Origin of the sequence: Salipiger sp., assembly GCF_048261495.1 — a bacterium.
GTDB lineage: Bacteria > Pseudomonadota > Alphaproteobacteria > Rhodobacterales > Rhodobacteraceae > Salipiger.
Window position 1 is genome coordinate 258,715 of record NZ_JBLXFX010000007.1, and the last position, 20,162, is coordinate 278,876.

Here is a 20,162-nt window from a genome sequence, read left to right on the forward strand (position 1 = left end):
GCAATGACAGATGTGAATGCCCCCGCCCGCACCCCCGCCGAGCCCAGCCCGGCCCGAACCCGGGCCGCGTTGATCGCAGACGACCTGCGGCGTGACATCAACATCGGGCGATTCCGCCCCGGGGACCGGCTGCCCAGCGAATCCGAACTCACCCGGACCTATTCGATCAGCCGGACGGCGGTGCGCGAAGCCTTCGCCCTGCTCCGCTCCGAAGGCCTTGTCGAGGCGCGCAAGGGCTCGGGCGTCTTTGCGCTCGACCCCGCGAAAGCCCGGCAGTCCCAGCCCTTCGCCGATCTCGACCTCGACCGGCTCTCGGCGGTGATCGAGCTGTTCGAACTGCGCTCGGCCTTCGAAATCCGGGCCGCGGGGCTGGCCGCGGTCCGCCGCTCCGCCCAGCAGATCGACGCCATCCTCAAGGCCAATGCCAATGTCGCCGCCGCCTTCGAGAATGGCGGCGACACGCGCGAGGCGGATTTCTCGTTCCACTACGAGATTGCCCAGGCCACCCAGAACAAGCGTTTCCCCGAATTTCTGGCACTGATCCGCACCGGGATCGTCCCCAGGGTCGAACTGGAACGGCACGACGGCGCCCCCCGCGCCTATCGCCCCAATCCGGATATCGTCGCCGAACATGCCCGCATCGTCGAGGCGATCGTGGACGGCGATCAGGATCTCGCCGAAGCGGCGATGAAGGCCCATCTCGAAGGCAGTCTCGCACGCTACCGCAAACTCCTGCGCAGCGGCGCCGAACAGCCGGGCGGATAAGCCTTTCGGCCGCGCCTCCTTCTCGGCGGGAGCGGTCATTTCGGCGGCAGGTGCTCCCGCCGAGGACCCGCCAGCCCGCGATTCTGCTTGATATGAACGCCGCTTGGCCGACCTTGCGGAAAAGGATCCCGAACGATGACCGCCCCGATCCCCTTCTTCGACGGCCACAACGATTTCCTGCTGCGGCTGATGAAATCCCCTGACCCGCGCGAAGAGACCTGGACCGGACAAACGGGCGCCGGCCACATGGATCTCGCCCGCATGAAACAGGCCGGTTTTGCAGGCGGGCTTTTCGCGATCTTCGTGCCGCCCCGCCGGTCCGGACCGGCGCCCGGCTTCCGGACCGCGATGGCAAATCCCCCGTATGCCATGCCCATGCCGCCCTTGATGACCCACTCCGAGGCGCAGCCTGACGCGCTGACCATGGCGGGATTGTTGCACTGGATGGAACGCGCGGCACCGCAGGATTTCCGCCTGTGCCGATCGACTCCCGAGATACGTGATGCCATGGAATCGGGCCGCATCGCGGGCGTCATGCACCTGGAAGGAGCCGAGGCCATCGGGCCCGACCTTGACGCGCTCTACCTGTTTCACGAGATGGGGCTGCGGTCGCTCGGCCTTGTCTGGAGCCGGGAAACGATCTTCGGACACGGGGTCCCAATGTCCTTCCCCGGCTCACCGGATATCGGCCCCGGCCTGACCGGGAAGGGCCGCGACCTCGTCCGCCTCTGCGATGAGCTGGGTGTGATGATCGACTTGTCGCATCTCAACGAAAAGGGGTTCGACGATGTTGCCCGGTTCTCGACCGCGCCGCTCGTCGCGACGCACTCCAACGTTCACGCCCTGTGCGAAACGCCTAGGAACCTGACCGACCGGCAGCTCCACATGATTCGCGAACGGAACGGCATGGTCGGCCTCAACTTTGCGAGCTTCTATCTGAATGCCGACGGCCGCGCCTCCACCACGACCGGATGGGACGTGATATTGCGGCACCTTGACCACCTGATCGCCGAACTTGGCGAAGATCACGTCGGCCTCGGTTCGGATTTCGACGGTTGCGTACTGCCCGACGGGATCGGAGATGTCACCGGCGTCCCGCGCCTGTTCGAGGCGATGGCAGCGCACGGATACGACGACGCCCTGATCGCCAAACTCGCGCAAGACAACTGGCTGGCTTGCCTGGACCGGTGTCTGGGCTGAGATCTGGCGGGAGCGTGCCTTTCTCGTCTTTCCACGCTGGACGACAAAAGGGCCGCTTCCCTTTCGGGAGCGGCCTTTTCGGTAATTTTGATTGCAGGAAGGTGCCTGTCATCCGGCCTTGGACCGTCTGAAACCGGCGAAAAACCTAAGAAGTTCAGGTTCGACCTGCTTTTTAACGCCTACGACATCACCGACGTATTTCTGAGAACTGGCTCGCTCTGATCCTCGTGGATCGGAATAACTAAGTAATGAGCTACTCCCCATCTCTTGGACAGGATCTGGCGTAAATTAAGCTACTCGTTGCACCTGCTGATCGGGTTGGTTGATATCATTTCTCTGCCAGTAGACCAGCGCCGGGGGCTGGCCGCCCAAGGCTGAATGCGGGCGCTGGTGGTTGTAGAAGGTCATCCATTTCCGGATCGCCGCTTTCGTCTCCGATCCGGTCTCCCAGGCATGCAGGTAAACGCACTCGTATTTCAGGGTGCGCCACAGCCTCTCGATGAAGATATTGTCGAGGAAACGGCCCTTCCCATCCATCGATATGCGCACGCTGGACCGGCGGAGCCGATCCGTCCAGGCAAAGGACGTGAACTGGGATCCCTGATCCGTATTCATTATCTCTGGCGGGCCGAACTTGTGGATGGCCTCGTTCAGCGCCTCGACACAGAAGTCGGCCTCCAGCGTGTTCGAGATCCGCCAGGACAGGACCTTGCGGGTATGCCAGTCCATGATCGCCACGAGGTATAGGAACCCGCGCCGCATGGGCAGGTAGGTGATATCCGAGCACCAGACCTGGTTCGGGCGTTCCACCCGTAGACCTCTGAGCAGGTAGGGATAGGTCTTGTGGCCCTTCGTCGGCCTGCTCGTGTTGGGCTTCTGGTAAATCGGCACTAGCCCCATCAGGCGCATCAGCCGCCGGATGCGCTTCTCGTTCACTAGGTGGCCGTCGTTGCGCAGGTGCCAGGTCATTTGCCGGACACCGAAGAACGGCGTCTCCAAGAACTGCTCGTCGATCCGCCGCATCAGGCCGAGGTTCTGTTCGGTCTCGCCCTTGGGCGTGTAGTAGAAAGACGAACGCGCGATCGACAGCAACTTGCACTGCTGGCCGATCGACAGATCCAGGTGGTCAGGCTCGATCATGCCGCGCCTCACTTCCCGCCCCAGGGCTTCAGCTTTCGTTCCAAAAAAGAGTTGGCCACCGCCAGCTCCCCGATCTTGGCGTGGAGCTCCTTCACCTGCTCCTCGTCAATCTCCGGCTTCTTGCGGCCCCCGCGTTCGAACACACCGGAGGCGCCTTCGAGCAGGGCTCGCTTCCATTGATGGATCATCGTCGGATGCACCCCGAACCGGCTTGCCAGTTCGGCAGCCGTCTCCTCGCCTTTCAGGGCTTCCAGCGCGACCTTCGCCTTGAACTCAGGCGCGTGCTGCTTCCGTTTCGACATCTCTGATCTCCTTCTCGTCGAAGATCAGCAGACTGCAAATCGTAGCTTATGTCAGTGTCCGAATTTCGGGGGGTAGCTCAGAAGAAATGCTTGGCGGGCAACAATAAACTTCGGTCATGGCAACGAAGGACCGCCACCCGGGTGGGGCGGCGTCGCAGTGTGGCATTCATTGAAGGCTCAGCTGGGCAGCCTATACACCGTCCCCCTGCCTTCGACCTTCTCGGCGGCGATGGGCAGACCCAGCTTCTTTTTCAGGGCGCCAGAGATGCAGCCGCGGACGGTATGCGCCAGCCATCCGGTGGCCTCGACCATCTCCGCGACCGTTGCGCCATCGGGGCGCTGGAGCATGGCGATGATCTGCGCCTGCTTGGTGCCAGCGCGGATCGCGACTGGCTTCGCGGCATCGGTGTCGTCGGGCATCTGCACCGGTTTCGGCTTCGCCTTTCGCGCACTGGCGACAGCGCTGGCCACCACCGGCTCGATCCCGATGGCCTCCAGCCCGGCCTCGGTAACGATCAGCGTGGTGCCGTGGCCGTCGCCAGTCTCGCGCCACATCGGCTCGCTGCGGCGCAGGTTGGCCTCGACCTCCTCGAGCCAGCCTCGGGCGATCATCTTGCCGACGACCATCTTGGCGGCGGCGCCGACCAGCCCTTCGGGCAGCGGCAGGGCGAGATTGCCGGGCCGGGTCGCGGCGCGGGACAGGATCAGGGATTGTGTGTCGGACGGGGTGGTCATCGGGGCCTCCGTGGCTGTGGGCGCGCACTGTGCGCGCCTTCTACGGAGGCAAGCCCCGTCCTCCGGACGGGGCGGCCGTCGCGCCGTGTGGGCGCGTCAGGCGGCGTGCTCACCCTCCTTGAAGGCGCTGTCGGTGATCTGGCGCAGCAGGCCCGTGTAGTGCTTCAGCGTGCCGACATGCCCCCAGTTGATCTCGTCGGGGTGGGTCTCGAAGTGGTCGTCGCTGAACGCCTTCAGGCGCTCCAGCATCGTGTCAATCTCGGTCTTGGCGGCGATGAAGGCGTCGAGGGCTTTGGAATTGTCGGCGGCGCGGCGGGTGGTCATGGCGGGGCGTCCTTCGCTGAGTTGCATCGTTTCCTCGCGATCAGACTCGCTCTATCGCGCCCTCTACTCAACTAAATACCAAGCGATATCATAAGCTTGATCGGACTATCTACGCCATGAAAGGCATGAGTGAACACGAGTATGCGGCCCATTCCGGCCTGTCCCGCGGCGGGGTGCAGAAGGCGCGGAAGAACGGGCGGCTGGTGGTCTATGACGACGGGTCGATCAATGCCGCGGCCTCGGATGTGCGACGGGTGGAGATGACAGACCCGGACCAGCAGCGCCGGTCCTTGGGTGGGGATGGGCTGGCCAGCAGTGCGGGCGAGACCTCGTCCTACATCAAGGCGCGCACGCTGCTGGCAGTCTATGCCGCGCAGGACAAGCAGATCGCGGTCCAGAAGAAGAAGGGCACGGTGGTCGACCGTGCCCGGGCGGAAACGCTGGTGTTTCGCCTGGCGCGGCAGGAACGGGATGTCTGGGTCACCTGGCCCGGACGGGTGGCCGCGCTGATGGCGGCGCAGATCATGGCGGAGGTGGAACGGCAATCCGGGGCATCGGTGACGATCGAGACCGCGATCATGCAGAGGGTGCTGGAAGCCCATGTCCGCGAACAGCTCGACGCCCTCGCCGACCTCAGGGTCTCGCTTGCATGATGAGGACGATGACAACGATCTGACCGCGGGTCTCGACCTCGGCTTCGACGGCGCCGAGGACCTGCTCCGGGTCTGGCGACAGGGCCTACGCCCCGACCCGAACCTGACGGTGTCGGAATGGGCGGATCAGCATCGCTGGCTGTCGTCGCGGGGCGCGGCCGAGCCGGGGCGGTACCGCACCGCCCGCGCGCCCTATCTGCGCGAGATCATGGATGCACTGTCGCCCGGCCATCCGGCGCAGCGCATCACCTTCATGAAGGCGGCGCAGGTCGGGGCCACGGAAGCGGGCAACAACTGGATCGGCTTCGTCATCCATCACGCGCCGGGGCCGATGCTGGCGGTGCTGCCAAGCCTGGAACTGGCGAAGCGTACCTCGCGGGGCCGTCTTGATCCCCTCATCGCGGACAGCCCGGCGCTGCGCGAGCGGGTGAACCCGGCCCGGTCGCGCGATGCGGGCAACTCGATGCTGTCGAAGGAGTTTCCCGGCGGCATCCTGGTGCTCACCGGGGCCAATTCCGCCACCGGCCTGCGGTCGATGCCCGCGCGCTATGTGTTTCTGGACGAGGTCGATGCCTATCCGTCCTCGGCCGACGAAGAAGGCGATCCGGTCACACTGGCCGAGGCGAGAACGACCACCTTCTCGCACCGGCGCAAGGTGTTCATGGTCTCGACCCCGACGATCCGGGGGCTGTCCCGGATCGAGCGGGAATTTGAGGCATCGGACCAGAGGCGTTACTTCGTGCCCTGCCCGCATTGCGGGACGATGCAATGGCTGCAGTTCGACCGGCTGCGCTGGGCAAAGGGGAAGCCGGAAACCGCCGCCTATCACTGTGAGGGCTGCGAACGGGCCATCGCCGAGCACCACAAGACCGAAATGCTGGCCCGCGGCGAATGGCGGGCAACAGCTGTTTCCAGGGATCCGAAAGCCATCGGCTTCCACCTCTCGGCGCTCTACTCGCCCTTGGGCTGGAAAAGCTGGTCCGACGTTGCGCGGGAATGGCTGGCGGCCCAAGGGTCGGACGAGACGCTGCGCGCCGCGCGCAACACGCTTCTGGGCGAGACATGGGTCGAGTCGGGCGACGCCCCGGAATGGCAGCGGCTGGCGGATCGGCGCGAGGCTTGGAAGCCGGGTACGGTGCCGATGGCGGGGCTGTTCCTGACCGCCGGGGCAGACGTCCAGAGGGACCGGATCGAAGTCGATATCTGGGCCTGGGGCCGGGGCCTCGAGTCCTGGCTTGTTGATCACATCGTCATTCCGGGCGGCCCCGACGATCCGGCAGCCTGGGACAAGCTGACCGCCCTGCTCGGGCGGTCATGGCAGCATGCCAACGGTGCCTTTATGACCGTGGCGCGGCTGGGCATCGACACCGGTTACGAAGCCGCGGCGGTCTATGGCTGGTCGCGCAAGGTCGGGTTCGAACAGGTGGCGCCACTTAAGGGCCTCGAAGGGTTCAACCGGGCGGCACCCGTGTCTGGCCCGACCTATGTCGATGCCACCATCGGCGGGAAACGCCTGCGCCGCGGCGCGCGGCTCTGGTCGGTGGCAACGGCGACCTTCAAGGCAGAGACCTACCGGTTCCTGCGGATCGAGCGCCCGTCGGATGAGGACCGCGCCACCGGAGTGCTCGACGCTCCCGGCACGATCCACCTGCCCGGCTGGGCGGACACCGAATGGCTGAAGCAGCTGGTGGCCGAACAGCTGGTCACGATCCGCAACAAGCGCGGCTATGCCCATCAGGAGTGGCAGAAGATGCGCGAACGGAACGAGGCGCTGGACTGCCGGGTCTACGCCCGCGCCGCGGCTTGGATCCTCGGTGCCGACCGGTGGGACGAGGCGACCTGGCGGCGGCTCGAGGCGCAGGCGGGCGTGGAAACGCGCATGCCAGCAGCCGTCCCGACTGACGTCGCACCACCCGACCCGGCCCAGCCCAAGGCCGGAACCCTGACCACACCGCGCCGGAAACGGCGGGCCTACACCCCGAACTTCATGAGGGACTGATGGACCTGGAACGCATGCAGGCCCTGCTGACCGCGCTGCAGGAAGCCCGCTTCGCCGGGCTGCGTAGCGTTAGTTACGACGGCAAGACCGTGACCTATGGGTCGGACGCCGAACTGGCGGCGGCAATCCGGGATCTGGAGGGGCGGATCGCCACCACCTCTGCCACGCCGCGTCGCCGCCGCTGGGGCACCGTGGCCAGCAAGGGGCTGTGACGATGGTGCTCGACGCCTTCCGGGCACGTCTCGGCAGCATCATCGGCGGGTTCGACGCGGCGCAGTCGCACCGCCGCATGCGCGGCTTCCGCGCCACCCGCGCGCATGTGAACACGCTGATCGCCGCCTCGGGCGAGACGATCACCGCCCGCGCCCGCTGGCTGGTCCGGAACAACGGCTACGCGGCCAACGCGGTCGACGCCTTCGCGAACCATGTCGTCGGCGACGGCATCAAGCCCTCGTCGAAGATCGCCGATGCCGCAAAGAAGGAGGAATTGCAGAAGCTCTGGCTCGCTTGGACGGACGAGGCCGATGCCGAGGGTCTGACCGATTTCTTCGGCCTTCAGCGCCGCGCCGCACGCGAGGTGTTTCTGGCAGGCGAGGTCTTCCTGCGCATCCGCACGCGGCGTCCCGAAGATGGTTTGACGGTGCCGATGCAGCTGCAGATGCTGCCCTCGGAGATGCTGCCCCAGGACATGACCCGCGTCCTGCCCGGTGCGGGATCGATCCGGCAGGGCATCGAGTTCGACGGCATCGGGCGGCGCGTCGCCTACCATTTCCTGCGCCGCCACCCGGGCGACATGACCGATCCGGGGCTGGCCGGGGAAACGGTGCGCGTGCCCGCGTCCGAGGTGATCCACATCCTCGACCCGGTCGAGGCGGGTCAATTGCGCGGCGTGTCGCGTTTCGCGGCGGCAGTGGTGAAGCTCTTCACCCTCGACCTCTACGACGATGCGGAACTCGAACGAAAAAAGACCGCGGCGATGTTCGCCATGTTCATCACGTCGCCTGCGCCAGAAACGGCCCTTGATCCAGCCGAGGACGATCTCGAGGTCGAACCGGGCCAGGTGGTGCGGTTGGACCCCGGCGAAGACGTCACCACACCGTCAACCCCGGACTCGGGCAGCACCTACGAACCCTTCCAGTACCGCACGCTGTTGCAGATCGGCGCGGCGCTGGGCGTACCCTATGGCTATCTGACCGGTGACACAGCGAAGGGGAACTTCTCCAACACCCGGATCGCGCTCGTCGATTTCCGCCGCCGCATCTCGGCCTTCCAGCATTCGGTCATGGTCTATCAGCTCTGCCGCACAGTCTGGACGCGCTGGATGGACATGGCCGTGCTGGCGGGCGCCATCGACCTGCCGGGATATGCCAGCGACCGGCGCGCGTACCTCGCCAGCGACTGGCTCCCCACGAAATGGGACTGGATCGACCCGGCCAAGGATGCCGCGGCCGAGATCCTGCAGATCGAAGCAGGCCTGAAATCCCGCACGCAGGCCATCGCCGAGCGCGGCTACGACGCCGAGCAGGTCGACCGGGAAATCGCCGCCGAACGCAAACGCGAGGCCGCACTGGGCCTCGACTTCCGGCGGCCGGGATCACCAGCGAAGGCGGCCGGTGTCAGCAGCGAGGATCAGGGCGGCGAAACCGAACCTGACGAAGAAGACCAGCGAGCGAATGACGACGGCGAGGACCGGGAACCCCGGCCCGCGGAGGAGGGATGATGCACCACACCCAGATCGCCCAGCGCGTCTTCAACACGCCTCTTATGGTTGATCCCGCCAAGGCGCTGGCCTTCCTGACCGGGCTTGGCCCACGGATCACCGGAAGGGAAATCGCGGTCGAGGGTATGGCTGTGGATCCCGAGGATCAGGCCACCGCCAACCTCCCTGCCCGCGCCTCTCTCTTCGGCGACGACCTGACCAACCGCCAGGCGCGAAACGGTGGCCTGCCCTTCGCCGCCGTGGACGGGATCGCCGTCATCGAGATCGCGGGCACGCTGGTCCATCGCGGGGCGTGGATCGGGCAATCCTCCGGTCTGACCTCCTACGAGGGGATCGCGGCGCAGCTTCAGTCGGCGCTGGCCGACCCCGCCATTCGTGGCATTGCCCTCGACATCGACAGCTTCGGCGGCGAAGTCGCGGGGGCATTCGATCTGGCGGATCGCCTCCGCGCCGCGCGGGCGCAGAAGCCGGTCCATGCCTTCGTCGCCGATCACGCCCTTTCGGCCGCCTATGCGCTGGCCTCCCAGGCCGACCGGATCATTCTGCCGCGCACCGGCGCGGTCGGCAGCATCGGTGTCGTGGCGATGCACAGCGACATGAGCGGGGCGCTCGATCAGAAGGGCATCGCCGTCACACTGATCCACGCTGGCGCGCGCAAGGTCGATGCGAACCCTTACCAGCCGCTTCCCGAGGCCGTCCGCGACCGGATCGCGGGCGAGTTGGAAGACCTGCGCCAGCTCTTCGCCGAAACTGTCGCCGAAGGGCGCGGCCGACGCCTCGACACCCTACGGGCGCTGGGCACCGAGGCCGCCGTCTTCCGCGGCGAGGCGGCCGTCTTCGCCGGTCTTGCCGACGAGGTGGCCGATCCGGTCACCGCCTTCCGCGCTTTCGCCGCCGCACCCCGCGGCACAACCAGCCTCAAATCCAACCCCAGAGGAAAGGGCCCGATGATGACCACCGCCCCCGAAGACCATGCGCAGCCTGCGCCCGCGCCTGCCGCTAGCGCGCCGCCGGAACTGGCCACGCCCGCGGCAATCGCACCGCCGCAGACGGCGGCCGCGATGTCGCCCGAAGCCATCCGGGCCGAGGCGGCCGAGGTCGCTCAGGTCTGCGCACAGGCCGCGCGCCTTGGCATCCAGATCGACGCCGCGGATGCCGTGGCAAAGGGCGTGAAGCCGGAAGCACTGCGCGCCAAGGTGCTGGCCGATCTCGCTGCCCGCAGCGATGCCGCGGGCATCATCGCCACCGCCCCGGCGGCGGGCGCGAAGGAAAGCCCCATCGTGGCGGCCGCGAAGAAGTCGGCCGCCGCCTCGCGCTGACGCGCACCGCCCGGATCGGGCGCCCCCACTCACCATAATCCTGGAGACTGAACCATGCCCGTCCTGACGGAACCGCCCAGCATGGGCGATGTCCTCAAATACGAGGTCAACCCGAACTACACCCGCGAGGCGATCACCCTGCAGCTGGGCCTGTCCTATCCCGCAGGGTCCGTCCTGGGGCGCATCACCGCCAGCGGCAAATACACCCTCTTGCCCGCGACCGGTGCCGACGGTTCGCAAACGGCCGTCGCCGTGCTGCTCTACCCAGTGAACGCCGCGCTGGCAGACGCCGTTGGCATCGTGGTCACTCGCGGCCCCGCCATCGTCTCGTGCGCCGCCCTCGCCTACGAGGCCACCGTCAACGACGCGGCCAAGATCGCCGCCAAGATCACCCAGCTGGCCGCCGTCGGCATCATCGCCCGCGACGGCGTCTGATCCCCCTCATTCCCCCGGAGCCCCACCATGACCATCGTCCGTAATCCCTTCGACGCTGGCGGTTACTCGCTGGCCGAGATGACGCAGGCCATCAACATCCTGCCCAACCTCTACACCCGACTTGCCCAGGTCGGCCTCTTCCGCTTCGAAGGGGTCAGCCAGCGCTCGGTCATCATCGAGCAGTACGAGGGCGTCCTGAGCCTCCTGCCCTCCGTTCCCCTCGGCGGCCCGGCCACCGTCGGCACGCGCGAGGGCCGGTCCATGCGATCCTTCGCCCTGCCGTGGATTCCGCATGACGACGTGGTCCTGCCCGCCGATATCCAAGGTGCCCCCGCGCTGGGCGCCTTCGACGCAGCCGACCCCCTCGTCGAGGTGATGAACCGCAAGCTCCTCCTGATGCGCCGCAAGCATGCCCAGACGCGGGAATACATGGAGATGAACGCACTCCGCGGCATCGTGAAGGACGGCGCCGGGACCACCCTCTACAACTACTTCACCGAATTCGGCCTGGCGCAGATCTCGGTCGACTTCGTCCTCGGCACCGCGGGCACGAACGTGCAGGGCAAGGTCCGCGAGGTGCTGCGCGCCATCGAGGACAACCTCTTGGGCGAGGCGATGACCTCGGTCCATGCCCTCGTCAGCCGGGAATTCTTCGACAAGCTGATCGCCCATCCGAAGACGGAAGAGGCGTACAAGTTCTACGCCTCGACCGGCGCCCAGCCGCTGCGCGAGGATGTGCGGCGGAACTTCCCCTTCGGCGGCATCCTCTTCGAGGAATACTCCGGTACCGTCACCCTCTCCACCAAGGCCACCGAACGGCTGGTCCCTGCGAACGAGGGCATCGCCTTCCCCTTGGGCACGATGGACACATTCACCACCTATGGCGGCCCGGCGAACCTCCTGGAAACCGCCAACACCATCGGCCTGCCGCTCTACGCCCGCCAGCACCTGGACGAAAAGGGCCGCTGGATCGACGTCATGACCGAGGCCTCGATCCTTCCGGTCAACAAGCGGCCCCGGCTGGCGATCCGTCTGCACACGTCGAACTGACGGACGCAGCCGTGTCCGTCTTTGCCGCCGCCATGGGCCGCATCTTCAACCATGCTACTATGGCGGCCCCGGCCCTCTGGATCTCGGCCACCAGCTCCGAAGAGCGCCCCATCCGCATCATCCTCCGCGCCCCGGATCGCGTGACCGACTTCGGCGCGGGTCGGTTCGTCAGCGACACGACGGTGGTCGACGTGCGCGTCGCCGACTTGCCCGCCCCACGGCCGGGCGACGTGATCGTCATCGGCGCGGACAGCCATGTCATCCAGGGAGAGCCGCTGCGCGACCGCGAACGGCTGATCTGGACGCTGGACCTGAGGCCTGCATGAAGCTGAAGCTGGAAATCAGCCCCGACCTCGCCGCCCTGATGCAGGCGGAAATCGCCGCGGGTGAAAAGGCCATTACCACCGCCATGCGCGAGGCGGGCGCGGGCCTCAAATCCGCCTGGCGCGGCCAGATCAACGGCGCGGGGCTCGGCACCCGGCTCGGCAACTCGATCCGCCTCGCGACCTATCCCAAGGGCGGCGAAAGCCTGAACGCCGCGGCGCTGGTGTGGTCCAACGCCCCGGTGATCGTCGGCGCGCATGATACAGGACCGCTGATCCGGTCGCGCAACGGCTTCTGGCTGGCCATCCCCACCCAGGCCGCAGGCAAATCCACCCGCGGCGGCCGCATCACCCCCGGCGAATGGGAACGTCGCACGGGACTGCGGCTGCGGTTCATTTACCGGCGCCGGGGCCCGAGCCTGCTGGTGGCGGAGGGGCGGCTTAACAACAAGGGCCGCGCCGTTGCATCGCGAGCAAAGACCGGTCGCGGGCTGACAACCGTACCGATCTTCCTCCTCGTGCCGCAGGTCAAGCTTCGCAAGAGGCTGGATCTGGCGCGGGATGCGGAGCGGGCTATCGACGAGGAGCCGGGGCGGATCGTGGCGGGTTGGGAAAGGCTCTAAGTCCCGTCGATGGCCAAGGCTTCAGCTTTGGGTCCACAGCCTCGATGTATCAACCCCGGCTCCTTCCAATCTGGACCTCGCTGCTTCCAACACCGCAGGTTCGAAGTGGCTCGCGTGCTTGAGAACGAGCGCTTCTCCGGTTAGCTCCGGCAATCCTCGCTCGATCAGCATGTTGAAACCGTCCGTTGGTGCCTTGCTGACTGCAAAATCGATCAATGTCCGCATCACACCAACCCGGTCGATCTTCTGTCGGGTGCGCGAAAGCCTGACTGTCTTACCGCGTTCATCTCGCAGGATTTCTTCGAAGGCGTGGATCGTCTTCCAGAAGTCATGCTCGATGCTGCCGGGTGCCTCTTCGGGCAGGATTTCGACCAACCGCCTGAATGCCGCCTCTTCGACCTCGGGGACGCCCAGCCGCTGTGCGTTTTCTCGAAGGGTCCGAAGTTTTGCCGGATCGGTGGCAACGGCAATCGATGCGAGGACTTTCTTGTGGTCGGCCATGGGTCAACTCCGCGCAATGCGTGGCGAGGTGGAGGTCCCCAACTTCAAGAGCGTGTAGCTCTTGATGGGCTGGTCCTTGACGAACGCTCGACGTGGCTTCCCGGAATCGTCCAGCAACGGTTCCGCGTCGATGGCGTTCTTGATGTACCAGCCGAGATACATGTTCAGCGGAGTCTTCTTGGGCGCGCCATCGGTCAAGGCGGGAGCACCAATGACCTCCTCATAAAGCGCTCGAGAGACCGGATCGGCCATCAACTCGCCGAACACCGTCAGCGTGAAGTGTTCATCGAACCGGCCGGAATTGAAAACCTCACGAGCTTTCTGCTGTGCGACCGAATAGAGCGCTTCGGTATCGTCCAATTCTTTTTGCCGCTCCGCGGAAAGGTGAGGATATACCGCCCGCTCAAGGGCACGCTGCATGAACGCAGATGGATCGATGCCTGCATCGGCCGACAGCTTCTGGATCAGATCGTGAATATCGATCTTCAGGCGGAATGAAACCCGGGTCGTATTTTCGGAAACCATCGCGAATCTCCACAAGGTGCGAACACCTGTGAAATTACCCGATGCACCCACGCCCGTCAACAGGGTGCGGACACTTGTGAGAAAGTATGCCCACCACACGCGAAGCCGTCCTCACCGCGCTGCATGCGCGGCTGCAGTCGCTTGCCGCCCTCACCCTGCGTGACGAGGTGCTGCCCGAGCGGATCCCGATAGCGGGCCTGATCATCCTGCGCGACGGTCAGCCGGGCGAGCCGGAAGTGACGCTGTCACCGCTGCGCTATCACTACCAACACCGGGCCGAGCTGGAGGTCGTCGTCCAGGCGGGCACCGGCCGGGCCAGCGCCTTCGACGAGCTGATCGCGGCCATCGCTGCGGTGCTGGAGGCTGACCGGACGCTCGGCGGCCTCTGCGACTGGGTCGAACCGGAGGCCCCGGCCACGGTCGATCTGCCCGTCGAGGGCGCGGCGGCCCTGAAGGCGGCGGTGATCACCGTCGTCCTGCATTACTCCACCACCAGTCCCCTCGCCTAATTCCCCACATCCAAGGAGACCCACATGGCACGCGCTCACGGCGCGCGGGCGCAGATGGCGCTTGCGTTCGAAACCGTCTACGGCACCCCGCCCGCCAGCGGCTATCGGCTGATGCCCTTCGCCCGCACCACGCTCGGCGCGGAACAGCCGCTCCTGAACAGCGAACTTCTGGGCTACGGCCGCGATCCCCTGGCCCCGATCAAGGACGCCGTCACCGCCGATGGTGAGGTGGTGGTGCCGATCGATGTGGAGGCCTTCGGCTTCTGGCTGAAGGCGGCCTTCGGCGCACCGACCACGACCGGGACCACGCCCAAGACCCACACCTTCCAGTCAGGGAACTGGACACTGCCGAGCATGGCTATTGAAGTAGCCATGCCCGAAGTGCCGCGGTTCGCGATATATGCGGGTTGCGTCATGGACCAGCTCAGCTGGCAGATGAACCGGTCGGACTTTCTGACCGCGACCGCCCGGCTTATAGCCCAAGGCGAAGCCATCGCAGCCGCCACCGCGGCTGGAACACCGACGGCGCTGGGCCTGCAGCGCTTCGGCCATTTCAACGGGGTGGTGAAGCGCAACGGCGTCAGCTTGGGCAACGTCGTCTCGGCCGAGATCACCTATGCCAATGGCCTCGACCGGATCGAGACCATCCGCAACGACGGCAAGATCGAGGGCGCCGATCCGGGCATGGCGGCGCTGACCGGTCGGATCGAGGTCCGTTTCGCAGACTCTGCGCTGGTGACACAAGCCATCGACGGCACGCCCTGCGAGCTCGAGTTCGCCTACAGCCTCGGGGCCAGTGCCAGTTTCGCCTTCACCGCCCATGCCGTCTACCTGCCGGTCCCGCGGATCGAGATCCCCGGACCCCAGGGTATCCAGGCAACCTTCGACTGGCAGGCCGCCAAGGCCACCAGCCCCGCCCGCATGTGCACCGCCGTCCTCGTCAACACCGTCACGGGATACTGATCATGATCCGCCTGAATCTGTCGAACCGGCCCGAATGGCTGGACCTCTTGCCCGGCCTGCGCGTGTTGGTGGCCCCGCTAACCACCGCACTTATGGTCTCCGCCCGCGCCGATCCGACCATCGATGGCCTGTCGGAGGCGTCCAGCCAGGAGGACATGGCGCTTGCCATGGCCAAGGCCGTCGCGCGCCGCGCCGTGCTGGAATGGGAAGGTGTGGGCGACGATGACGGCAACCTTGTGCCTGTCAGCCCGGCCGGGATCGACGCCCTTCTGGAAATCTGGCCCGTCTTCGAAGCCTTCCAGGCGCAATACGTCGCCCGCGGCCTGATGCTGGATCAGGAAAAAAACGTCTCCGCGCCCTCGCCGACTGGTCCTTCGGTGGGGGCGACGGCTACTGCGCGGCCTGCTCGGGCATCTGCCCCGACTGCCCCGCAAAACTGAACCGGCCGCAGACGGTCGAGGGCTGGCAGGTCTGGGACCTGACCCAGCGCCTTGGCGGCCAACTGCGCATCGCGCCAGGTGCCGTCATCGGATGGGACATGGGCGCGGCCCTCGCTCTGGCGAAGGCGCTGGGCGTCGACGCCCTGATCGCCGCCGAACTGCTGCCCGAGATCGAGGCGGTGATGGTGCGCAAACTGAACGAGCAGATGGAAGGACGCCGGAATGGCTGAGAAGAAGGTCTCCGTCCGCCTCGTGGCGGAGGGCGGACGTCGCGTGCGCGCCGAACTGGAGGGTGTCGGCGAGGCCGGAGCACGCGGGTTTGGCCGCCTGTCGCGCGAGATGGAACTGGCCAACACCCGGCTGGCCGCTTTCGCGCGCCGGGCCGGTCTTGCCCTCGGGGCCGCCGCGGCGGCCGCTACAGCCTCGCTCGGCCTGATCGTCCGATCCACCGCCGAAAGCGCCGCGCAGATCCGTCAGTTCGCGCAGGTCGCCAATGCCACGCCCGAGGCGTTGCAGCGCTGGTCGGCAGGGGCGCGGACCGTGGGGATCGAGCAGGAGAAGCTGGCCGACATCCTGAAGGACGTGAACGACCGGGTCGGGGATTTCCTCCAGACCGGCGGCGGGCCGATGGCGGATTTCTTCGAGAATGTCGCCCCGCGCGTTGGCGTCACCGCCGACCAGTTCGCGCGTTTGTCGGGGCCGGAAGCCCTGCAACTCTACGTCGACACGCTGGAGCAGGCGGGCCTGAGCCAGCAGGAAATGACCTTTTATCTCGAGGCCATGGCCTCGGACGCCACGCGCCTTCTGCCGCTGCTGCGCAACGGCGGGGCGGAGATGGCCCGGCTTGGCGACCAAGCCTCGGACCTCGGTGCTGTGCTGGACAGCGACGCCCTCGAAGCCCTGCGCCGCACGCAACTGGCGCTGGGCACCGTCTCGCTGGTCTTCGATGGCCTCCGCAACCGCATCGCCGTCGCCGTAGCCCCGACCATCGAGGCACTGGCCAATGCATTCGTGGCGCTCGCCTCGGATGGCGGGATTCTGCGGTCTGCCATCGACACCCTGATCGGCAACCTCGGGCGTCTGGCGTCCTATGCCGCGGCATTCGCCGCCGTCATGGCTGGGCGCTGGGTGGCAGGACTGGCAGCGGCGGCCCTGTCGGTTCGCGGCCTCGCCACCGCGCTGGTGTTCCTTCGCGGCGCCCTGATCCGGACCGGCATCGGGGCACTGATCGTCGGCGCGGGCGAACTGGTCTATCAGTTCTCGCAGCTGGTGGCCCGGGTCGGCGGTGTGGGCGAGGCGTTTCGCCTGCTCGGCGATCTGGCCCGCGAAGTCTGGTCCCGCATTGGCCTGTCACTCGACGCGGCGCTGGCGCGCATGGCGGCCGGATGGGAGGGGCTTAAAGCGGCCGGTCTCTCGGCCCTCGAGGGCACCATCGCAGGCGTCGTCAGCTTCGGTGACCGGACGGCGGCAATTTTCCAGGGGGCCTATGACGCGGCGGTGGCGATCTGGGGCAGCCTGCCGGGCGCCATCGGCGATTTCGCCTTCCAGGCGGCGAACGGGCTGATTTCGGGCATCGAGGCGATGCTGAACGGGGTCGTCACCCGCATCAACAGCTTCATCGAAACCCTGAACGCTGCACTGGCCCTCCTGCCCGAATGGGCTACCGGCGAAGGCGGGGTGCGGATCGGCGTCCTCGACCCGGTGGAACTGCGGCGTATCGGCAACCCCTTCGAAGGCGCGGCAACGGCCGCAGGCGCTGCGGCGGCGGACGCCTTTTCTGCTGCGCTGTCACGCACCTATCTGGAACCGCCCGATCTTGGCCTCGGCGCGATGGCCGACGATGCCCGCGCCCGGGCCGACGGTTATCGCGAGGCGGCGGGGATGCTGGCTGACGCTGCCGGTCGACCCCTCGCCAGCTGGCAGGCGCTGAAGGATGCAGTCACCGGCACGGGGACCGAGGCCGAGACCGCACTCGCCGATGCGGCCGCGTCGGCCGATGCTCTCACGGCCGGGCTGAATGACACGGCCACCGCCGCCGATAGCGCGGGCGGTGCCGCGCGTGATGCTGGGGCGGCTGCAGCCGAGGGCGCGGACACGGCGCTAACCGGCTGGCGAGCTGTGACCGCAGCCCTCGCCGACTACGCCGCCAAGGCGCGCGACATCGGCGGGGATATCGGCAGCGCCCTGGTCGGGGCCTTCCAAAGCGCCGAGAACGCCATCGGCGACTTCGTGAAGTCCGGCAAACTCGACTTCCGCGATCTGGTCACCTCCATCATCGCCGATCTCGCGAAGCTCGCAGCACGCCGCTTCATCCTCGGCCCCATCGCCAATGCCCTTTCCGGCGCGCTGGGCGGGGCGGGTGGCATCTTCGCCAACATCCTGCATTCAGGCGGCATGGTCGGCGCCCCTGGCCCCGGCCGGATGGTCCCGGCCCTGGCCTTTGCAGCTGCGCCCCGCATGCACAACGGGGGCTGGGCCGGGCTGCGCCCCGATGAGGTGCCCGCGATCCTGCAACGCGGAGAGCGGGTTCTCTCGAGGCGCGAAGCCGCCGGTTACGGCCAGGCGGGCGCCTCGACCATCAACGTCACGATCAACGCCCGCGACGCCGAGAGTTTCCGGCAATCCCGGACGCAGGTCGCCAGCGACATTGCCCGCGCCGTGTCGCTGGGCCGAAGGGGGATGTGATGGCGTTTCACGAGGTCCGGTTTCCGGACAACATCAGCCGGGGCGCGCGCGGCGGCCCTGAACGGCGCACGCAGATCGTCGAATTGGCGAGCGGGGCCGAGGAGCGCAATGCCAGCTGGGCAAACTCGCGCCGACGCTATGACGTCGCCTACGGCATCCGCCGCGCCGACGATCTGGCGGCGGTCGTTGCCTTCTTCGAGGCAAGGAACGGCCGCCTGCATGGCTTCCGCTTCAAGGACTGGGCGGACTTCAAATCCTGCCTGCCATCGCAGACGCCAGGCCCGACCAACCAGCCGATTGGCACGGGCAACGGGTCAGCCACCCTGTTCCAGCTGACCAAACGCTACACCTCGGGCGCACAGTCCTGGACGCGGGCCATCACCAAACCCGTCGCCGGAAGCGTGACCATCGCCCTGAACGGCACGGCGCAGGCCTCCGGCTGGTCCGTTTCCACGATTACCGGTCTGATCACCTTCACCACCGCCCCTGCCTTGGGCGTGGCCATCACCGCAGGCTTCGAATTCGACGTCCCTGTCCGCTTCGACACCGACGCCCTCGACGTCACCCTCGACCTCGAACGCCTCGGGTCGATCACCTCGATCCCTCTCGTGGAAATCCGCACATGAAGTCTCTGAACCCCGCGCTGCAGGCCCATCTCGACGACGGCACCACTACCATGGCCTGGTGCTGGCGGATCACCCGCGCCGATGGCGTGACCTTTGGCTTCACCGACCACGACCGAACGCTGGCATTCGACGGGACGGAGTTCGAACCGGAAAGCGGGCTGACCGCCTCCGAGGTCCGGTCGGGCTCAGACCTGTCGGTCGATGCGCAGGACGCGCAAGGCGTGCTGTCCTCTGACCGGATCACCGAGACCGACATCCTCGACGGCCGATGGGACAATGCCGCGGTCGAGGTCTGGCGCGTGAACTGGTCGACCCCGGCGCAGCGCGTGCTGCTGCGGCGCGGCGCCATTGGCCAGATAAGGCGCGGGCGGCTCGCCTTTGTGGCCGAAGTGCGCAGCCTCGCCCATGTGCTCGGCCAGACGGTCGGGCGGACGTTCCAGGCCAGCTGCGATGCCGCACTGGGCGATGCGCGCTGCGGCGTGAACCTCGAGGCGCCAGCCTTCAAGGGGACCGGCACAGTTATTGAGGTGCTGCGCGACCGCGCCTTCACGGCATCGGGCCTCAGTTCATTTGCGGCAGGCTGGTTCGCCTTCGGACTGGTGGAATGGGCGACAGGGGCGAACGCCGGGAGGCGGGTCGAGGTGCTGTCGCACGATCTGGTCGACGGGGTGGCGATCCTGACCCTGCTGGAAGCGCCGGTGCGCCCGATCACGGCGATGGATGCCTTCGTGGTCCGGGCAGGCTGCGACAAGCGCATCACGACCTGCGCCGCAAAGTTCGCCAATATCGCGAACTTCAGGGGCTTTCCATATATCCCGGGTCAGGACGCAGTGCTGCGCTACGCGACGAAGGACGGCGGCCACGAGGGGGCGGTCCTGTGACCGCGACAGCCCTGACGGCCGATCCTGCCCGCGTCATTGCCGCCGCTCGATCCTGGCTGGGCACACCCTATCACGACCAGGCCAGTCTGCGCGGGGTCGGCTGCGATTGCCTCGGCCTCGCGCGGGGCGTCTGGCGAGAAGTCGTCGGCCCGGAGCCATTTCCGATCCCGCCCTACAGCCGGGACTGGGGCGAGACCGGGCCGCGCGAGGTGCTGGCGGACGGGGCACGGGTGATGATGCCGGAGATCGCACCGGCAGACGCCCCACCCGGCGCGCTGGTCTTGTTCCGTATGGTGCCGCGCGCTATCGCCAAGCATGTGGGCATTCTGACCGCTCCCGACACCTTCCTCCACGCCTATGAACGCCTCGGCGTGATCGAGGAACCGCTAACACCCGCATGGCGACGCCGCATCGCATTCGCCTTCATGTTTCCCGCACGCTGAG

Annotated in this window: 24 protein-coding genes; 19 read left to right on the forward strand and 5 right to left on the reverse strand. The window is 66.9% G+C overall.

The features are described 5' to 3' along the window. The first annotated feature begins 3 nt into the window (after positions 1-3). Positions 4-765 carry a FadR/GntR family transcriptional regulator gene (locus ACN0RJ_RS15945; protein WP_417724870.1) on the forward strand — a complete coding sequence of 254 codons (762 nt, stop codon included), beginning with the start codon at positions 4-6 and terminating at the stop codon, positions 763-765. A gap of 135 nt (positions 766-900) precedes the next feature. Further along, positions 901-1,965: a dipeptidase gene (locus tag ACN0RJ_RS15950; RefSeq protein WP_417724871.1), complete on the forward strand. Its 1,065-nt coding sequence runs from the start codon at positions 901-903 to the stop codon at positions 1,963-1,965. Between the two features lie 288 nt (positions 1,966-2,253). On the opposite strand, the gene ACN0RJ_RS15955 is transcribed toward ACN0RJ_RS15950, so the two are convergent. The 3 genes from ACN0RJ_RS15955 to ACN0RJ_RS15965 form a co-directional block, all read right to left on the reverse strand. Then, a protein-coding gene (locus ACN0RJ_RS15955) for an IS3 family transposase (RefSeq protein ID WP_417723142.1) occupies positions 2,254-3,407 on the reverse strand; the annotation gives its coding sequence in 2 pieces (ribosomal slippage) (positions 2,254-3,155 and positions 3,155-3,407; 1,155 coding nt in all). A gap of 177 nt (positions 3,408-3,584) precedes the next feature. Beyond that, positions 3,585-4,142 carry a DUF3489 domain-containing protein gene (locus ACN0RJ_RS15960; RefSeq protein ID WP_417724872.1) on the reverse strand — a complete coding sequence of 186 codons (558 nt, stop codon included), beginning with the start codon at positions 4,140-4,142 and terminating at the stop codon, positions 3,585-3,587. 96 nt (positions 4,143-4,238) lie between these two features. Then, positions 4,239-4,466: a hypothetical protein gene (locus ACN0RJ_RS15965; RefSeq protein WP_417724905.1), complete on the reverse strand. Its 228-nt coding sequence runs from the start codon at positions 4,464-4,466 to the stop codon at positions 4,239-4,241. Positions 4,467-4,582: 116 nt separating this feature from the next. Here ACN0RJ_RS15965 and ACN0RJ_RS15970 point away from each other — a divergent pair, with 116 nt between their 5' ends. Genes ACN0RJ_RS15970 through ACN0RJ_RS16010 form a run of 9 tightly spaced genes read left to right on the forward strand, consistent with a single transcriptional unit; the run spans position 4,583 to position 12,588 of the window. Further along, a complete protein-coding gene (locus tag ACN0RJ_RS15970) occupies positions 4,583-5,119 on the forward strand; it encodes a hypothetical protein (protein WP_417724873.1) in 537 nt (178 codons plus the stop codon). Further along, positions 5,067-7,118, forward strand: a complete 2,052-nt coding sequence (locus tag ACN0RJ_RS15975; protein ID WP_417724874.1) for a phage terminase large subunit family protein — start codon at positions 5,067-5,069, stop codon at positions 7,116-7,118. Before ACN0RJ_RS15970 ends, ACN0RJ_RS15975 begins: the two co-directional genes overlap by 53 nt. Then, on the forward strand, positions 7,118-7,330 hold the full coding sequence (locus tag ACN0RJ_RS15980; protein WP_417724875.1) for a phage head-tail joining protein: 213 nt from the start codon (positions 7,118-7,120) through the stop codon (positions 7,328-7,330). The genes ACN0RJ_RS15975 and ACN0RJ_RS15980 overlap by 1 nt, the downstream gene beginning before the upstream one ends. Before the next feature lie 2 nt (positions 7,331-7,332). Continuing rightward, positions 7,333-8,838: a phage portal protein gene (locus ACN0RJ_RS15985; RefSeq protein ID WP_417724876.1), complete on the forward strand. Its 1,506-nt coding sequence runs from the start codon at positions 7,333-7,335 to the stop codon at positions 8,836-8,838. Then, positions 8,838-10,157: a S49 family peptidase gene (locus ACN0RJ_RS15990; protein ID WP_417724906.1), complete on the forward strand. Its 1,320-nt coding sequence runs from the start codon at positions 8,838-8,840 to the stop codon at positions 10,155-10,157. Before ACN0RJ_RS15985 ends, ACN0RJ_RS15990 begins: the two co-directional genes overlap by 1 nt. Before the next feature lie 54 nt (positions 10,158-10,211). Further along, complete coding sequence (locus ACN0RJ_RS15995; protein WP_417724877.1) at positions 10,212-10,592, forward strand: head decoration protein; 381 nt, start codon at positions 10,212-10,214, stop codon at positions 10,590-10,592. Positions 10,593-10,619: 27 nt separating this feature from the next. Then, entirely contained in the window at positions 10,620-11,642 is a 1,023-nt protein-coding gene (locus ACN0RJ_RS16000) for a major capsid protein (protein ID WP_417724878.1), read from the forward strand. A gap of 11 nt (positions 11,643-11,653) precedes the next feature. Beyond that, positions 11,654-11,968, forward strand: coding sequence for a head-tail joining protein (locus ACN0RJ_RS16005; protein ID WP_417724879.1), 315 nt, complete (start codon positions 11,654-11,656; stop codon positions 11,966-11,968). Continuing rightward, the gene (locus tag ACN0RJ_RS16010) at positions 11,965-12,588 is read left to right on the forward strand and encodes a DUF6441 family protein (RefSeq protein ID WP_417724880.1); all 624 of its coding nucleotides are present in this window, start codon (positions 11,965-11,967) and stop codon (positions 12,586-12,588) included. The genes ACN0RJ_RS16005 and ACN0RJ_RS16010 overlap by 4 nt, the downstream gene beginning before the upstream one ends. 21 nt (positions 12,589-12,609) lie before the next feature. Here ACN0RJ_RS16010 and ACN0RJ_RS16015 read toward each other — a convergent pair whose 3' ends face one another. Next, positions 12,610-13,089 carry a hypothetical protein gene (locus ACN0RJ_RS16015; protein ID WP_417724881.1) on the reverse strand — a complete coding sequence of 160 codons (480 nt, stop codon included), beginning with the start codon at positions 13,087-13,089 and terminating at the stop codon, positions 12,610-12,612. Positions 13,090-13,092: 3 nt separating this feature from the next. Beyond that, positions 13,093-13,614, reverse strand: coding sequence for a hypothetical protein (locus ACN0RJ_RS16020; protein WP_417724882.1), 522 nt, complete (start codon positions 13,612-13,614; stop codon positions 13,093-13,095). 86 nt (positions 13,615-13,700) lie between these two features. Between ACN0RJ_RS16020 and ACN0RJ_RS16025 the strand changes: the two genes are divergently transcribed. From ACN0RJ_RS16025 to ACN0RJ_RS16060, 8 genes are all read left to right on the forward strand, one after another. Next, positions 13,701-14,123, forward strand: a complete 423-nt coding sequence (locus tag ACN0RJ_RS16025) for an acyl-CoA transferase (RefSeq protein ID WP_417724883.1) — start codon at positions 13,701-13,703, stop codon at positions 14,121-14,123. A gap of 24 nt (positions 14,124-14,147) precedes the next feature. After that, positions 14,148-15,086 carry a phage tail tube protein gene (locus ACN0RJ_RS16030; protein WP_417724884.1) on the forward strand — a complete coding sequence of 313 codons (939 nt, stop codon included), beginning with the start codon at positions 14,148-14,150 and terminating at the stop codon, positions 15,084-15,086. A gap of 2 nt (positions 15,087-15,088) precedes the next feature. Next, positions 15,089-15,526 (forward strand): hypothetical protein, encoded by a 438-nt coding sequence (locus tag ACN0RJ_RS16035; protein WP_417724885.1) that lies wholly within the window; start codon positions 15,089-15,091, stop codon positions 15,524-15,526. A gap of 98 nt (positions 15,527-15,624) precedes the next feature. Then, positions 15,625-15,756 carry a hypothetical protein gene (locus ACN0RJ_RS16040; protein ID WP_417724886.1) on the forward strand — a complete coding sequence of 44 codons (132 nt, stop codon included), beginning with the start codon at positions 15,625-15,627 and terminating at the stop codon, positions 15,754-15,756. Continuing rightward, entirely contained in the window at positions 15,749-18,211 is a 2,463-nt protein-coding gene (locus ACN0RJ_RS16045; RefSeq protein ID WP_417724887.1) for a phage tail tape measure C-terminal domain-containing protein, read from the forward strand. Before ACN0RJ_RS16040 ends, ACN0RJ_RS16045 begins: the two co-directional genes overlap by 8 nt. Continuing rightward, on the forward strand, positions 18,211-18,837 hold the full coding sequence (locus tag ACN0RJ_RS16050; RefSeq protein ID WP_417724888.1) for a TIGR02217 family protein: 627 nt from the start codon (positions 18,211-18,213) through the stop codon (positions 18,835-18,837). Before ACN0RJ_RS16045 ends, ACN0RJ_RS16050 begins: the two co-directional genes overlap by 1 nt. Continuing rightward, a complete protein-coding gene (locus ACN0RJ_RS16055; RefSeq protein WP_417724889.1) occupies positions 18,834-19,718 on the forward strand; it encodes a DUF2163 domain-containing protein in 885 nt (294 codons plus the stop codon). The genes ACN0RJ_RS16050 and ACN0RJ_RS16055 overlap by 4 nt, the downstream gene beginning before the upstream one ends. Then, a complete protein-coding gene (locus tag ACN0RJ_RS16060) occupies positions 19,715-20,161 on the forward strand; it encodes an NlpC/P60 family protein (RefSeq protein ID WP_417724890.1) in 447 nt (148 codons plus the stop codon). Before ACN0RJ_RS16055 ends, ACN0RJ_RS16060 begins: the two co-directional genes overlap by 4 nt. Position 20,162 lies beyond the last annotated feature (1 nt).